The sequence below is a fragment of the Bradyrhizobium sp. Ses1 genome (genome assembly GCF_059512365.1).
This window is the reverse complement of record NZ_JCAMOQ010000019.1, coordinates 127140-143665: the sequence shown is the minus strand read 5'-3', so window position 1 is coordinate 143665 and position 16526 is coordinate 127140. Positions and strand designations below refer to the sequence as shown.

At 64.2% G+C, this 16526-nt stretch carries 11 protein-coding genes; 5 read left to right on the top strand and 6 right to left on the bottom strand.

What is annotated here, in order from left to right; genetic code table 11:
• Positions 1–34 precede the first annotated feature (34 nt).
• The 3 genes from AC5ZG5_RS22395 to AC5ZG5_RS22385 all read left to right on the top strand — a co-directional run bounded on the left by AC5ZG5_RS22395 (position 35) and on the right by AC5ZG5_RS22385 (position 6158).
• The gene (locus AC5ZG5_RS22395) at positions 35–2335 is read left to right on the top strand and encodes a TonB-dependent receptor (RefSeq protein WP_456642758.1); all 2301 of its coding nucleotides are present in this window, start codon (positions 35–37) and stop codon (positions 2333–2335) included.
• 264 nt (positions 2336–2599) lie between these two features.
• A complete protein-coding gene (locus AC5ZG5_RS22390) occupies positions 2600–3190 on the top strand; it encodes a GNAT family N-acetyltransferase (RefSeq protein ID WP_456642757.1) in 591 nt (196 codons plus the stop codon).
• Between the two features lie 316 nt (positions 3191–3506).
• On the top strand, positions 3507–6158 hold the full coding sequence (locus AC5ZG5_RS22385) for a flavin-containing monooxygenase (RefSeq protein ID WP_456642756.1): 2652 nt from the start codon (positions 3507–3509) through the stop codon (positions 6156–6158).
• Between the two features lie 99 nt (positions 6159–6257).
• Here the strand turns inward: AC5ZG5_RS22385 and AC5ZG5_RS22380 are convergent, their stop codons facing one another.
• On the bottom strand, positions 6258–7316 hold the full coding sequence (locus AC5ZG5_RS22380) for an AI-2E family transporter (protein ID WP_130227454.1): 1059 nt from the start codon (positions 7314–7316) through the stop codon (positions 6258–6260).
• Positions 7317–7557: 241 nt separating this feature from the next.
• Here AC5ZG5_RS22380 and AC5ZG5_RS22375 point away from each other — a divergent pair, with 241 nt between their 5' ends.
• Entirely contained in the window at positions 7558–8850 is a 1293-nt protein-coding gene (locus tag AC5ZG5_RS22375) for an MFS transporter (protein ID WP_130227453.1), read from the top strand.
• Positions 8851–8875: 25 nt separating this feature from the next.
• Here the strand turns inward: AC5ZG5_RS22375 and AC5ZG5_RS22370 are convergent, their stop codons facing one another.
• The 4 genes from AC5ZG5_RS22370 to AC5ZG5_RS22355 form a co-directional block, all read right to left on the bottom strand.
• A complete protein-coding gene (locus tag AC5ZG5_RS22370) occupies positions 8876–12067 on the bottom strand; it encodes an efflux RND transporter permease subunit (protein WP_456642755.1) in 3192 nt (1063 codons plus the stop codon).
• Positions 12064–13356, bottom strand: a complete 1293-nt coding sequence (locus AC5ZG5_RS22365) for an efflux RND transporter periplasmic adaptor subunit (protein ID WP_456642754.1) — start codon at positions 13354–13356, stop codon at positions 12064–12066. The genes AC5ZG5_RS22370 and AC5ZG5_RS22365 overlap by 4 nt, the downstream gene beginning before the upstream one ends.
• The gene (locus tag AC5ZG5_RS22360; protein ID WP_456642753.1) at positions 13353–13760 is read right to left on the bottom strand and encodes a FixH family protein; all 408 of its coding nucleotides are present in this window, start codon (positions 13758–13760) and stop codon (positions 13353–13355) included. Before AC5ZG5_RS22360 ends, AC5ZG5_RS22365 begins: the two co-directional genes overlap by 4 nt.
• A 99-nt stretch (positions 13761–13859) precedes the next feature.
• Positions 13860–14219, bottom strand: coding sequence for a hypothetical protein (locus tag AC5ZG5_RS22355; protein ID WP_456642752.1), 360 nt, complete (start codon positions 14217–14219; stop codon positions 13860–13862).
• A 268-nt stretch (positions 14220–14487) separates the two neighbouring features.
• Between AC5ZG5_RS22355 and AC5ZG5_RS22350 the strand changes: the two genes are divergently transcribed.
• Entirely contained in the window at positions 14488–15723 is a 1236-nt protein-coding gene (locus AC5ZG5_RS22350) for an MFS transporter (protein ID WP_456642751.1), read from the top strand.
• Positions 15724–15935: 212 nt separating this feature from the next.
• Here AC5ZG5_RS22350 and AC5ZG5_RS22345 read toward each other — a convergent pair whose 3' ends face one another.
• On the bottom strand, positions 15936–16484 hold the full coding sequence (locus tag AC5ZG5_RS22345; RefSeq protein WP_130227448.1) for a cupin domain-containing protein: 549 nt from the start codon (positions 16482–16484) through the stop codon (positions 15936–15938).
• Between the last annotated feature and the right edge of the window lie 42 nt (positions 16485–16526).

Sequence of the window (16526 nt, the reverse complement as noted above, 5' to 3'; positions counted from 1 at the left end):
GGCGATGCCGCGCCACACCCGAGTCCTTTTCATCATGAGCAAGCCTTCGTCCGGCCTTGGCCGATCCACTCTCTACCTGTCCAGCGCCCTCATCTCATCGGCGCTGACCGCCACCATCACGCTGGCGCCGCCGGCCGTGACGAGCGTCGCGGCACAGTCGGCCCATACGCTTCCCCCGGTCGACGTTGCCGCACCGCATCGACGACATTCCGCGCATCAACGATCGAACGCGCGTCATCCGACGAGTCCCGCGGCGGGCCATCTCGCGGAGGCATCCCAGCGCCCGGCCGAGTATCCGCCGCAGCCTGCGGGCAACGCGACCGTGACGGCGCGGACCGCGTTCGATCGGGGTCTGTCGACGAGCGATTCAGCTTCGCTCGTCACGGAATTGCCGGGAGGCGCAGTGTGGGGCGCCGGCGGCGTATCGAGCCTGCCCGCGATCAACGGGTTCGGCGCCGACCGTGTCCAGGTCGCGATTAACAGCATGTTGATCAGCCCCGCATGTCCGAACGAAATGAATCCGCCGCTGTCTTTCGTCAATCCCACCATGATCGCGAAGATGCGAGCCTATCTCGGCATCGCGCCGGTCAGCACCGGCGGCGACTACATCGGGGCGCGCATCGACGTCACGACCGCGCCTCCTGTGTTCGCGAACGACGCGTCCGGTTGGCTATCGACCGCAACCGTCTCGGGCTTCTTCCGCAGCAACGGCAATGCCTACGGCGTCGATGCCACCGCAACGCTCGCTGGTCGTGACACCAGCGTCACCTACACCGGCGGCTGGGTGCGCGCCGGCAACTACAAGGCGGGCGACGGCAGCACTATCAAATCGACGCTCTACGAGACCCAGAACCACGCGCTCAGCATTTCCAAGCGTACCTTTGGCAACCTGTTCACGTTCCAGGTCGGCGGCCAGTTCATCCCCTATCAGGGCTACGTCAACCAATACATGGACATGGTCTACAACCGCGGCCTGTACGCGAACGGCCGCTACGAAGGTGACTTCGACTGGGGCAAGTTAGAGGCCAGCGCTTTCGTCCATCAGATCCGGCACACGATGGGTTTCATCGCCCCGGACAAGACCGGCAACATGCCGATGGACACCGACGGGATCGATGGCGGATACGCCGTCAAAGCCACGTTTGCGGCGTCCAACATCGACCTGCTGCGGGTCGGCAACGAGCTGACGCTCAACCGGATTGACGACTGGTGGGATCCGGTTGCGGGCTCGATGATGATGGGGCCGAACAGCTTCATCAATCTCAATGGCGGCCAGCGCGACCGCGTCGGCACCTTCGCCGAATGGGAGCGGCACTGGGACAGCAACTGGACCACCGTCGTCGGCTTGCGCAACGACGTGGTGTGGATGAACGCCGGAGACGTCCATGGCTACAATGCGATGATGTATGGCGCGGATGCCGCCGCCTTCAACGCCCAGGACCGCGCTCGGACCGATGTTCATTTCGATGGCTCCGCCCTGGTGCGCTATGAGCCCGATCAGTCCAGCCATTACGAACTCGGCTTTGCGCGCAAGACACGCTCGCCGAACCTCTACGAACGCTATGCCTGGTCGACCAACGCCATGGCTATGAACATGATCGGATGGTTCGGCGACGGCAACGGCTATGTCGGCAATCTCGACCTGAAGCCAGAAAAAGCGCACACGGTGAGCTTCACCGCGGGTTGGCACGATCCGGCGCACAAGATCTGGAGCTTCAGCGTCACGCCCTATGCGAGCTACGTCCAGGACTATATCGACGTCGATCGCTGCGCGACCGGCAGTTGCCTTGCCAACAATCCGGACAACCTCTCCGCCACCAGTGGGTTCGTCTATCTGCGTTTCGCCAACCACGACGCCACATTATATGGCGTGAACCTCGAAGGCCGGCTCGCTTTGTGGGACAATGCGAGCTACGGCCGGGGCGAGCTGCGCGGAACGCTCGGCTATGTGCGCGGCCAGCGGCAGGACGGCGTCGACCTCTATCACGTGATGCCGATCAACGCGAAGCTTGCGTTCGATCATATCATCGGCGGCTGGACCAACGGCATCGAACTGCAGCTCGTCGGCTCCAAGGACCAGGTCAGCCAGGTTCACAACGAACTGACGACGCCTTCCTACGCGCTGGTCAATCTGCGCACCGGCTATCAATGGCAGCACGTCCGGATCGATCTCGGTATCGACAATTTGTTCGATCAGAATTATTACCTGCCGCTCGGCGGCGCCGATCTGGTCGACTACAAGGTGGTCTCGATGATGGGATCGTCGGCGGCCTATGGCTACAATGTCAAAGGGCCGGGGCGCTCGATCAACGGCCGGCTGACGGTTAGTTTCTGAATCCTTGGCGAGGCGACGCGGTTTTCCGCGTCGCCGACGCGCATTTCGCGGACGAACCGCTAGAGCATTTTCGGTTCTGATTGCATCAGAACCGAAGCTCTAGATTCTTGTTTTGACGCGTTTTCTTCACGCGAACCGGTTTCCACTTCGCTCGAAAACGCTCTCACGCACGTCTTGTTGACCGCCTCTCCCGATTGACGCCCCAGATTTGTGGTTCGATGTTGGTCCTGGACCTGGCAATAGGGCCGGGATGGAGATCATGTGATGAGTCCGGCGAACGCAGTTTCTAGTCCCGTCGTAACTGCTGTTGCGCCCGCCGATATCGAGCGGGCCATTTCCGTTTTGGTGCTTGCCTTCAGCGCCGATCCGGTGACGCGTTGGGCCTATCCGGATCCGGATCAGTATCTCGCATCTTTCCCGGCCCTGGTGCGCGCATTCGGGGGCCGCGCCTTTGAGCAGGACACGGCGCGCTGCGTCGACGATTATGCAGGCGCGGCACTGTGGCTGCCGCCGGGCATCGAACCCGACGAGGCGGCGCTCGCAGCGACCATGCCGGCCGGGCGAGAGTCCGAGATGGCTGCGGTTTTCGAAGGGATGGCGGCCTATCATCCCAAGGAAACTCATTGGTATCTGCCGCTGATCGGCGTCGATCCGGCGCATCGACGCAAAGGCCGTGGTGGGGCGTTGCTGGGGGACGCCGTTCGGCTGTTCGATCGGGATCATGTCGCGGCCTATCTCGAATCCACCAACCCGGCCAACATCCCGCTGTATCAGCGACACGGCTTCGAGGTCCTCGGCACGATCCAGGTAGGGGCATCGCCGCCGCTGTTTCCAATGCTGCGCCGGGCTCGCTGAGGGCGCCGGTTCACCAACGTTAAGTCCAATCCGGGCCACGGCTTCTACCTCATCCCGAGGAGGCCGCACTGCGGCCGTCTCGAGGGATGAGTTCCGGGCGAGATCGGGGCCTCATGGTTCTCAAGGCGATGCGAAGCATCGTCCGGAGACGCGCGAAGACGCGCTCCTCACCATGAGGGTCTGTCATCGCGCTCGACTGTTTCCCAACAAGAACAAAGAGTAGCTGCAGCGCACCAACCAAAGATTGAATTGTCCGATGACAAGCCGAGGGAAGCAGATGTAGCCTCACGAAAAATCAAATGCACGGGAGGATGGCATGCCAGACGCAATGGTTGCAGCACGTGCTTCTGAGGCGACAAACGGCACGGCGCAACAGGTCGACGTCGCAGTGGTAGGGGCCGGCTTTGCGGGTCTCTATCTCTTACACCGGTTGGCCAAGGCCGGCTTCACGACGGTGGCATTGGAGGAGGCCGGCGACGTCGGCGGAACCTGGTACTGGAACCGCTATCCCGGCGCACGTTGCGACATTCAGACCATCGACTACAGCTACACGTTCGATCCGGAGCTGGAACGCGCGTGGCAATGGTCGGAGAAATACGCGACGCAGCCTGAAATCCTGCGCTATCTCGGCTTCGTCGCTGATCGTTATGATCTCAGGCGCCATATCCGCTTTGGCACCAAAGTCACGGCGGCGATGTGGGATGAGTCCATCGAACGCTGGCTGCTCACGACAGACAATGGCGCAGCCGTCTCCTGCCGCTACTACATCATGGCCACGGGCTGTCTCTCCGCGCCGAAGCCGCCGGAGATCGATGGCGTCAAGGAGTTCAAGGGCGACGTCTATTTCACCAGCCGCTGGCCGCATGACGGCCTCGATCTTGCCGGCAAGCGCGTCGCGGTCATCGGCACGGGATCGTCGGGGATCCAGTCGATCCCGTTGATCGCGGAGCAGGCGGCGCATCTCACAGTTTTCCAGCGCACGCCGAATTTCGCACTGCCCGCGCACAACGGCCCTCGGCCGGCTGATCGGCTTTCCATGCTGGAGGGCGATCGCGCCGGCTACCGCGAGCAGGCGCGCTGGTCGCTCACGGGCGTGCCATATCCGCAGCAAACTGTCGTCAGCTGGCAGTTGAGCGATGCCGAGCGGCGCGAGCGCTTCGAAAAGGCATGGGCCGCCGGCGATCTCGTTCACGTGCTCACGCAACTCTGGGCCGACCAGGGCGTGGACGTCGATGGGAACGCGCTGGTCAGCGAACTGATTCACGAGAAGATCCGTGCGGCCGTGAAGGATCCTGATACGGCCGAGGCGCTCACTCCGCACGATCATCCGTTCGGCGCCAAGCGTCCCTGCCTCGATACCAACTATTACGCCACCTACAACCGTCCCAACGTCACGCTAGTGAATTTGAGGCAGGAGCCGATCAAGGAGATCACCGCGACCGGCATCACGAGCGACAAGCGCAGCTTCGATCTCGATGTGATCGTGTTCGCCACCGGCTTCGATGCCATGACCGGCGCCATCAAGGCCGTGCATCCGATCACGGGGCGTGATGGAAAATCGCTGTCCGACGTCTGGGCTCAGGGACCGCAGACCTATCTCGGGCTCACCGTTGCCGGATTTCCCAATTTGTTCATGATCACGGGGCCGGGCAGCCCGTCGGTGCTGTCGAACATGGCGGTGTCGATCGAGCAGCACATCGACTGGGTGGTCGATCGATTGACCGCATTGCGCGAAGCGGGCTTCACCACGATGGAAGCCACCGAGACGGCGCAGGCCGGCTGGGCGCGGCACATGGCCGACTGCGCGACGGTCACGCTGCACCGGCTCGCCAACACCTGGTACACGGGCGCGAACGTTCCGGGCAAGGCGCGCGGCGTGATGCCCTATACCGGCGGCGTCGGCCCGTATCGCAGCATCTGCAACGAGATCGTCAGCCGCGGCATGCTCGGCTTCAAGCTCACGGGTCCGAACGTTGCCGAGCAATGCAATGACGGCGAGGTCGTTCGCCTGCAGCCGGATGTGCGGCTGGTGCTGAACATGCTGGCGGATATGAAGTTGCCGCCGATCGAGTCCCTCGGCGCCCAGGGCGCGCGCGACTTCCTCGACGAGTTCAACAAGGGCCGTCCCGCGGGCCGGCCGGTCGGCGAGATCGTCGACGGCACGCTTCCCGGCAATGACGGTCCGCTGCCTTATCGGCTCTATCGGCCGGCGACGCCGGGACCGCATCCGGTCGTGGTCTATTTCCACGGCGGCGGCTGGGTGCTCGGCGACGAGCAATCGGACGAACCGTTCTGCCGCGACATGTGCCGGCGCAGCGGAATGATCTTCGTCAGCGTCGGCTATCGGCATGCGCCCTGGCACCGCTTCCCGACGGCAGCGCAGGACGGCTTTGCCGCGACGCGCTGGATTGCCGAGCATGCGGCCGAGCTCGGCGGTGCGCCAGGACCGGTGCTGGTCGCCGGCTGGAGTGCCGGTGCCAACATCGCGGCGGTCACCTGCCAATTGGCGCGCGATCGCGGCGGCCCCGAGATTGCGGGCCAGCTCCTGCTGACCCCGGTCACCGACTGTACGTTCGAAAGGCCCTCGTATGCCGAGAATGCGACGGACTATTTCGTGACGCGTTCGCTGATGTATTGGTTCTGGGATCTCTACTGCTCGCCCGGCGACCGCACCGATCCGCGCGCCTCGCCGCTACGCGGCAAGCTGGAGGGCTTGCCTCCGGCCTTCGTGGTGACCTGCGAGTTCGATCCGCTGCGTGACGAGGGCATGGCGTATGCCGAAGCGCTCGCCGCCGCCGGCGTGCCGGTCGAGCAGCTCAACGCGCGAGGTCACTTCCACTGTTCCTTCACCATGGTCGACGTGATCATCACCGGCGTCAGCGGACGTGTACGGATGGCCGAAGCCTTGCGCCGGTTTGCCGGGCTGAGTAACGAGGGGAGAGTGCCTATCGCCGTGGCCGCGGAGTAGCGAGACAAGGAGTAGGATGGGTAGAGCGAAGCGAAACCCATCGCGATGGAGCAAGCGGCATGAATGATGGGTTTCGCTGCGCTCTACCCATCCTACGCGCTACGCGTTATCGCCTGACGTCCGCCTCGATGTGGCGAAGATTTCCCAGCTCACCATGAAGATGGCGGCGATCAACGGGCCGATGACGAAGCCGTTCAGACCGAAGACTTCGATTCCGCCCAGCGTGGAGATCAGCACGACGTAATCGGGCAGCTTGGTGCCCTTGCCGACCAGGAAGGGACGCAGCAGATTGTCCACCAGGCCGATGACGAGCACGCCATAGGCAATAAGACCGAGGCCCTGCCATATGGCGCCGGTGGCCAGGAAATAGATGGCAACAGGGATCCAGACCAGTCCGGCGCCGATCGCCGGCAATAGCGACAGGAACGCCATCAGCACGGCCCACAAGATCGGCGCGTGAACGCCCAAGAACCAGAACGCCAGTCCGCCGAGCGCGCCCTGGGCCATCGCGACCAGCACGCCACCCTTGACGGTGGCGCGGACGACATCGGCGAAGCGCGTGAACAGCGCGGACTTCCGATCGGCCTCGAGTGGAACGGCCTCTCTGATCCTATCAGCCACTGCCTTGCCGTCGCGCAACAGGAAAAACAGAAGATACAGCATGATGCCCAGGCTGATCACGAAGTCGAATGTGTTCATCCCGATGCTGAGCGCCTGAGGCGCCAGGACCTGTCCGCCCTTCATGAGGCCGGACGTCAACGCTTCGCGCAGGGCCGAAAGATCGCCCAGATTGAAGCGATCCAGCCAGCCGGTCGCCCACGCAGGCAGCGCATCGAAAACCCGCTGGACGTAGGCGGAGAAGTTGTACTCCCCGGACTGGATCTTTGCGTAAAGACCGGCAGCTTCTCGAGCCAGGGAGGTCGCGATGATCGCGAGCGGCAGCAGCACCATCGCGATGATAAGCAGGACCGTGATCGAGGCGGCGAGGGTCTCCCTTCCGCCCACCGATCTCAATATCCTCCGGTTGGCCGGCGCAAAGATGACGGCCACGACGATGGCCCAGAGCACCGCGCCATAGAACGGCTGCAGGATCCAGGCGAACGCCAGGGTGACGACGAACAGCAGCAGCAGGAAACCCTGGTCTTCAATCCTTCGCACGGCCGTCTCGCTTTCACCTTTGCTGCGCCGCTGTCGATACAACGAACCCGGCGCCGACTTTGTTCACGGCCTGTATATTGCTTTATTGCGTCCCGGTCCCCTCGAAAAAATCGCGCTCGCTTGCGCACGGCGTCGCAGCCCGCTGCCATTCTCCCACAAGATGCCTCCGTCCCATTTGCCGGAGATGTCGCATCGTACAAACGCGGTCATAGTCCGCCCGAAAAAGAAACGTGGAGGAAACATGACCGAGAGCGCCGTTGAGACGATAGCGTCGGAGGTCGCGGAGGGCGGGGCGGTATCGCCCAGGAAAGTGTTCTGGGCGACCTGGTTCGGATGGATGCTCGATGGCTTCGACTCCTCCATGTACAGCTACATCCTGGTCGGCGCGCTCTCGGAATTGTTGCCGGCGAGCGGGATCGAGGCGAATCACGCCAATATCGGCATTTATGGCGGCCTCCTGTTCTCGATCTTCATGCTCGGCTGGGCTTGCTCGATGGTGTGGGGCTGGGCGGCTGACCGCTATGGCCGGGTCCGGATCATGTGCTGGACGGTGCTGGTCTATTCGTTGTTCACGGCACTGTGCGGCCTTGCGACCGGCGTCGTCATGTTCGCCCTGTTTCGCTTCATGGCCGGTTTCGGTGTCGGCGGCGAATGGGCGGCGGGCACGCCGCTGCTGCAGGAATCCGTGCCCGAACACACAAGGGTGCGGCTCGCCGGCTGGCTGCACACGGCAACGCCGACCGGACTGTTTCTCGCCGCAGCCGTCACGCTGATCGGGGGAAGCCTGCTCGGCTGGCGCGGCATGTTCATGCTCGGCATCTTGCCGGCGCTCTTGATCGCGTACTTGCGCAGAAATATTCCTGAGCCGGCGCACAGCCGCGCATCCAAGACGAAGACCTCGCTTGCGGCGCTGTTCTCGGGCGCGCAAGCGCGCACCACATGGGCGGCAGCGCTGATGATGGCCTGCATCATCTTCGGCCTATGGTCATCCAACTTCTGGGCGCCGACGGTCATCATCACCAAGCTCACCGCGGCGGGCGCGACGCCAGCCCATGCGCAGCAGATGGGCGCCGTGGCCGGTCTCATCACCAATGTCGGCACGCTGGCCGGTTGCCTGCTGATGCCCTGGATCACCGGCTATCTCGCGAGCCGCCGCCGGACGGCGGTGCTGTTCTTCATGGGCTCGCTGATCTCGGTGGTGGTGAGCTACGAGATCGCCATCGCGCGTCTCGACAATCTCGCGCTGTTCCTGGTCCTGCTTCCCGTGCTCGGCTTCTTCACCAACGGCGTGTTCGGCCTGTTCACGATCTGGCTGCCGGAGATGTTTCCGACCGCCTTGCGGGGATCCGGCTCCGGCTTCGCCTTCAGCATGGGACGCGTATTGGGCGCGGCCGGCCCGACCCTGATCGGCGCGCTCGCCGCAAAGACCGGGAGCTATCCGCTCGCGATCTCGCTGCTGTCGCTGATCTACGTGGTCGGCCTGCCCTTCATCGCGATGGCGCCCGAGACGGCGGGGAAGCCGCTGGCAAGATGAGGTCAGGCGCGCGCTTCGGCTCGCGTCATTCGGCCGGCTCCGGAACGCGCGCCTTGCTCGCCGTCGCCGGTGCTGCGGCCGGCGGCAGTGATTGGTCCTGATCGTCGGAAGGCAGGCCGAAGCCTTTGACGATGCCGAAGATCGCGGGGATCACGATCAGCGTCAGCAGCGTCGAGGAGACCATGCCACCGATCATGGGCACCGCGATCCGCTGCATGATCTCCGAGCCCGTGCCGGTGCTCCACATGATCGGCAGCAGTCCGGCCATGATCGCAACCACCGTCATCATCTTCGGCCGCACGCGCTCGACCGCGCCTTCCATGATGGCATCGCGCAGGTCGGCCCTAGTCAACGCGCGTCCCTCGGCGGCGCGACGCCCCCTGATCTCGGCCAGCGCCTGGTTGAGATAGATCAGCATCACGACGCCGGTCTCGGCGGCAACGCCCGCGAGCGCAATGAAGCCGACCGCGACGGCAACCGAAAGGTTGAAGCCGAGCCACCACATCAGCCAGAGACCGCCGACCAGCGCGAAAGGCAGCGACAGCATGACAACGCCCGTCTCGGTGACCGAGCGGAAGTTGAGGTAGAGCAGGAGGAAGATGATCAGGAGCGTTGCCGGCACGACGATCTTCAGGCGGGCCATCGCACGTTCGAGATATTCGTACTGGCCGCTCCAGATCACATAATAGCCCGGCGGAAACTGGACGCTTGCCTGCACCGCATGCTGCGCCTCAGTGACGTAGCCGCCGAGGTCGCGGTCGCGGATGTCGACATAGATGTAGGTCGCAAGCTGCCCGTTCTCGGTGCGGATCGAGGTCGGCCCGCGTGCCGGCTGGATGGTCGCGACCTCGCCGAGCGGCACCGCGCCTCCCGCCGGCATCGGCACCAGGACGTCGCTCCCGATCGCCTTCGGATTGTCACGGAGATCGCGCGGATAGCGCATATTGACAGTGAAGCGCTGCCGGCCTTCGACTGTCGTCGTCACCGTCTGTCCGCCGAGCGCGGTTGCGATCGTATCCTGTACGTCCTGGACCGACATGCCGTAGCGCGCGAGCGCCGTGCGGTCCGGCGTGATCTCGAGATAATAGCCGCCGATGCCGCGCTCGGCATAAGCCGATGATGTTCCCGGGACTGCCTTCAGAACCTGCTCGATCTGCTTGGCGAGACGATCGATCTCGACCAGGTCGGTACCAACGACTTTCACGCCGATCGGCGTGCGGATGCCGGTCGAAAGCATGTCGATGCGCGCCTTGATCGGCATGGTCCAGGCGTTGGAGACACCTGGGAACTGCAGCGCCTTGTCCATCTCCGCGATCAGGCTGTCTACGGTGACTCCCGCCCGCCATTGCTCCTTGGGCTTGAGGTTGACGATGGTCTCGAACATCTCGGTCGGCGCGGGATCGGTCGCGGTCGCCGCCCGTCCGGCCTTGCCGTAGACTGAGGCAACTTCGGGGAACGAGCGGATGATGCGGTCCTGCATCTGCATCAGCTCGGCGGCTTTTGTCACGGAGATGCCGGGCAGCGTGGTCGGCATGTAGAGCAGGGTGCCTTCATTCAGGTTCGGCATGAATTCGGTGCCGAGCTGCCGCGCCGGCCAGACCGTCACAGTGAGGACGGCGAGCGCGAGCAGCACGACCAGCGTCTTGGCACGCAATACGCCCTTGATGATGGGCCGATAGATCCAGATCAGGAAGCGGTTGATCGGATTCTTGTGCTCCGGAACGATCTTGCCGCGGACGAAGATCACCATCAGCGCCGGCACCAGCGTGACCGAGAGCAGCGCGGCGGCCGCCATCGCAAACGTCTTGGTGAAGGCAAGCGGGCTGAACAGACGGCCCTCCTGCGATTCCAGCGTGAAGATCGGCATGAAGGAGACGGTGATGATCAATAGGCTGAAGAACAGCGCCGGCCCGACTTCGGCGGCGGCGTCGATCAGGATCGAGACGCGGGACTGGCCGGGCCTGGCCCGCTCGAGATGCTTGTGGGCGTTCTCGATCATGACGATGGCGGCGTCCACCATGGCGCCGATCGCAATGGCGATGCCGCCGAGACTCATGATGTTGGAGCCGATGCCGAGCAGCTTCATCGCGCCGAACGCCATCAGCACGCCGACCGGCAGCATCAGGATCGCGACCAGCGCGCTGCGGACATGGAGCAGGAACACGATGCAGACGACGGCGACGACGATGCTCTCCTCGGCCAGCGTGTGCTTCAAGGTATCGATGGCGGCATTGATCAGGTTCGAGCGGTCGTAGACCGGCACGATCTCGACCGATTTCGGCAGGCTGGTTGCGATCTCCTGGAAACGCTTCTTGACGTTCTCGATGACGTCGAGCGCATTGACGCCGAAGCGTTGCAGCACGATGCCGCTTGCAACCTCGCCCTCGCCATTGAGCTCGGCGATGCCGCGCCGCTCGTCGGGGCCGAGCTCGACGCGGGCGACATCGCGCAGCAGCACGGGCGTGCCGTTGGTGGCCTTGAGCACGATATTGCCGAGGTCGTTGACATCCTTGATGTAGCCCTTGCCGCGGATGACGTATTCGAATTCGGACAATTCGACGGTGCGGCCGCCGACATCGGCGTTGCTGGCGCGGATCGCCTCGCGCATCCTTTGCATGGGGATGCCGCGGTCGCGCATCCGCTGCGGATCGAGGATCACGTTGTACTGCTTCACGAAGCCGCCGATGCTGGCGACCTCTGCGACACCTTCGGCCTTGGCGAGCGCGAATTTCAGATTCCAGTCCTGGATCGCGCGGGTGTCGGCGAGGTTCAGCTCTTTCGAGATCACGGCGTATTGGTAAACCCAGCCGACGCCCGTCGCGTCGGGTCCGATCGTCGGCGTTACGCCGGCCGGCAGGCGCGAGGATGCGCCATTGAGGAATTCGAGCACGCGCGAGCGCGCCCAATAGATGTCGGTGCCGTCTTCGAAGATCACATAGACGAAGGAAACGCCGAAGAACGAGAAGCCGCGCACGACCTTCGACTTCGGTACCGTCAGCATTGCTGATGTCAAGGGATAGGTGACCTGGTCCTCGATCACCTGGGGCGCCTGGCCCGGATATTCGGTGTAGACGATCACCTGCGTGTCGGACAGATCTGGGATCGCATCGAGCGGCAGATGAAGGAGCGCATAGAGCCCGGCCGCCGCGGCGAAGCCGGTGCCGAACAGCACCAGCACGAGGTTACGTGCCGACCAGGCGATGAGGCGGGCGATCATGGCTGTCCTCCCATGCCGCTGGTCGAGGATGTCTCATGCACACTGCGTGCATCGGAAAAGCCCTTCAGTGCCGCCTTGAGATTGCTCTCGGCGTCGATCAGGAAATTGGCCGAGGTCACGACGATGTCGTCTTCGCTGACACCCTCCGTGATCTCGACATAGCCGCCGCCGCGATGTCCGACCTTGACCTCGCGCGGCTCGAACCGGCCGCCGCCCTTGTCGATGATGACGGTCTGCCGGCTGCCGGTATCGAGCACGGAGCTGTCGGGTACGGCGATCACGGGGTTCTGGCTGCCGACTTCGATCTCAGCATCGACATACATGTCGGGAAGCAGCGCGAGGTCGGCATTATCGAGTTCGATCCGGAGGCGGACGGTGCGCGTCTCCCGGTTGACCTGCGGATAGATCACGCTGACCTTGCCGGCGAAAGTGCGGCCCGGAAAGCTACGGGCGCGCACGGTGACGGGCTGGCCGACAGCCACGCCGCCGACATCGCGTTCCGCCACGTCGACCACCGCCCAGACCAGCGAGGTGTCGGCAACACGAAACAGCACGTCGCCGGGCTGCGCACGCATGCCCTCGATCGCATTGCGCTCCAGCACGATGCCGTCGCGCGGCGCGGACCATTCGATCACGATCGGGACGGCCTTGGTCTTTTCCATCGTCGCGATGGCGGCTTCCGGCACGTCGAGATTCATCAGCCGCTGCCGCGAGCCGCGGCCATAGCTTTCGATCGTCGCCGTAGTCTTCGAGGTGATGGTGGCGAGATATTCGGCGGCGGCCGATGAGACCGCGGGGCTATAGATCTCCATCAGCGGCTGGCCTTTTGTCACCCGGCTGCCGGTGGTCACATTGGCGACCTTCTGCACATAGCTTTCGGCGCGCATGGCGATGACGGAGACGCGGCGCTCGTCGAGCTGGATCGTCCCCGGTGCACGCACCAATGTGCTGACGATATGGAGCATCACCGGCTCGGACTTGACGCCGGTGCGCTGGATCCGGCCCGGCGACAGCCTGATCGAGCCGTCGTCGGTCTCCTCGCCCTCGTAGACGGGGATGTAGTCCATCCCCATCGAGTCCTTCTTCGGCGCCGGCGACGTATCCGGCAGCCCCATCGGGTTGCGGTAGTACTTGATCTTGCGGCCGGAGGTCGTGTCCGTGTCGGCTGCGGCCGCGTGCGAGATGGCGTAACCCGCGGGCTTCGGCCACGGGATTCCGCCGGCGAAAATGGCGAGACCCGCCGCTGCGAAGGTCGCAGCGGCGGCGCCGATCACGATGGCGCGGGTCATTTCTGCGCCGTGACGACGAGCTTGTTTTCGACCGCGCCGGTTTCGCCCTGCACCTTGGCGCCGAGCGAAAGCTGCCACCGGCCGGCCATGCCCAGGGTGGCCTTGAACTTGTACAGTCCGGGCTCGCCGCCGGGCACGGCGGTAACCTTGGTCGCCATCTCCTGCATGCCGTCGGGGGCCATATCCAGCCGCGTGGCGAAGATCACGGCATCCGGCACCGGCTTGCCGGTCTTCTTGTTGACCAGCCGAACCGCGATGATCTTGTCCGCTCCCGCCTGGACGGTCTGATCGACCAGTTGGAATTCGTAATCCTTGATCTCGGCCCGCGCGGTGCCGGCCGTGCCCAGCATGGCCATGCCGATGAGCGCTGCCGAGACGGCGCGCTTGGTGTTGAACGATTTCATTTTTCCATTCCTCGATTGCTTTGGTCTGCTGCTCGCGCAGCACGTGTCATCCGCGCGGCGTCTCAAGCCACGCGGCAGCGCTCGGCGCCGTGACGCCGGTCAGGCCAAAGTTCGAGGGGGATGGTCGGGAGGTGGGCGCGCCAGCCCGTCAGCGATGATGTCGTTGAGCGGACGGAGCTGTTCGCCCGGCCGTCGGATCACGTCCACCATGCTGGTCGATGGGCCGGCCAGCATGACCTGCATCATGCAGATCGCAACCAGCGGACAATCCTGGCAAGCCGGACTCTTCTCTTTGTCCGGGCAGCAGGGCATGTCCGCCATGTCCTGATCGTCCGCCATCTGCATGCCAGCGGACGACAGCATATGCTCCGCCGCGGCCGGGGTGGCGAGCGGCGCCAGGGTCAGGCTTGCCGTCACCAGCAGCGCGACCAGGAGCTTGAGCAGTTGGCGGATATCCACGGTGCGAGTTTCGCATAGTTGGATGGTTGCTGGAAGGGCCCTATTGCTCACGAAGTTGGTGGCAGCGTGAGAATGCCGTCATTCCGGGATGCGCCGTGAGGCGCAGGCCCGGAATCCATTGTGCCGCAGGCACGGTGGTGAAGTGGATTCCGGGTTCTCGCTGCGCGAGCCCCGGAATGACGGGAGTGGCGGAGGGCATTTCCGCATGCCCAATATTTCGCCAAAGCGCTTGACCAGGAGGCAATTCGCGACGAAGTTTGGCGTCGCCGTGGAAATTCCTTCTCAGATCAGCCCAAATTCGGACCAGTTCATTCCCGATTCGCGCCGGGCATGGCTGCGGCTCGCTGTCGCCGTGGTGATCGGCGCGCTCGGCAGCGTGGGTATGTGGTCCGTGGTGGTGGCGCTGCCGGTGGTGCAGGGGGATTTCGCCGCCACGCGAGGGACCGCCTCGCTCGCATTCACCCTCGTCATGATCGGCTTCGGCTCGGGCGGGGTTTTGACCGGCAAGATCACCGATCGCTACGGCATCGTCACCGCGATCGGGCTCGGGATCGGCATCCTCGGGCTCGGCTATATTGGCGCCGGCTACTCGCCGTCGATCTGGTCGTTCATCCTGTTTCATTTCGCGATCGGACTGTCGTCATCGGCGACCTTCGGGCCGTTGATGGCGGAAGCCTCGCACTGGTTCGACCGCTACCGCGGACTCGCGGTCGCGATCGCCGCCAGCGGCAACTATATCGGCGGCACGATCTGGCCGCCGCTGGTGAATCTCGGCATGCAGCAGTTCGGCTGGCGCACCACGCATGTCGCGATCGGCATCTTCACGGCGGTGGCGATGACGGTCGCGCTGTTGGTGCTGCGGCGCCTGACGGGCGCGGCGAGCCGGCGCAGCCATCTCAACGCGGCGCCGCCGCGCGTCAATGTGCGGCTCTCCACCAACGCGCTGACGGCGATCCTGTCGCTGGCCGCGATCGCCTGCTGCGTGGCGATGGCGATGCCGCAGGTGCATATCGTCGCCTATTGCGGCGACCTTGGCTATGGCGTGGCGCGCGGCGCCGAGATGCTGTCCCTGATGCTCGGCTTCGGCATCATCAGCCGCATCGGCTCCGGCTTTCTCGCCGACCGGATCGGCGGCATCCGTACGCTGCTGCTCGGCTCGGTCGCGCAGGGCACGGCGCTGCTGTTCTATTTATTCTTCGACAGCCTGACCTCGCTCTACATCATCTCGGCGATGTTCGGCCTGTTCCAGGGCGGCATCGTGCCGAGCTACGCCATCATCATCCGCGAGGCGATGCCGGCCGCGGAGGCCGCCACCCGGGTGGGCATCGTGATCTTCGCCTCGGTGATCGGCATGTCGCTGGGCGGCTATATTTCCGGGGTGATCTTCGATGCCACCGGCTCCTACGCCGCCGCCTTCGCCAACGGGCTCGCCTGGAACGCGCTCAACGTCACCATCATGCTGATGCTGCTGATCCGCTCGCGGCAGCGGCTGGCGATGGCCTAGGCCTACCATCCTTTCGGATTTGATCGAGCGCAAAGCGCTGCGGCGGCAATCCGCTAGCTTTTCTCCATCAGCCACGGAGAGAAGCCATGACCCTCGATACCATCCTGGTCGTTATTGGCGTGACGGCGATATTCGTGACGATCGCTGCGGCCATCGCCTGGGGCGACAAGCAGACCCGGAATCTGTGAGGCGCCGCGCGGCGCCTGCCACGTTCAGAACGTCGGCGGGGTGCAGGCGCTGATCACCTCGCAGGGCTTGCCGCCGACGCAGCGAAAGCGATGCGGGCGGCGGCTTTCGAAATAATAGGCGTCGCCGGGATTGAGGATGCGGCGCTCGTCATCGACGGTGACCTCGAGCTTGCCGGAGACCACGATGCCGCCTTCCTCCCCGTCATGCACCAGCGGCACGCGGCCGGTGTCGCTGCCGGGCTCGTAGCGCTCTTTCAGGATCTGCAGGCTGCGGCCGAACAGATTGTCGCCGACCTGGCGATAGGAGATCGGCTTCTTGCCGATCTCGGTCAGTTCGTCGGAGCGGTAGAACACCTTGCGGCGGCGCTCCGGCTCAAGCGCGAAGAATTCCGCCAGTCCCATCGGAATTCCATCGAGGATGCGCTTCAGCGCCCCGACGGATGGGTTCATCTGGTTGGACTCGATCAGCGAGATCGTCGAATTGGTGACGCCGGACCGCTTGGCGAGTTCGCGCTGCGACAGCTTCTGCTGCGCGCGAATGAATCGCAGCCGGCCACCGATATCGACGCTCATGGAGAGAATCCCTGTTGCAGGTGTTGCGGATCGCGCAAATAT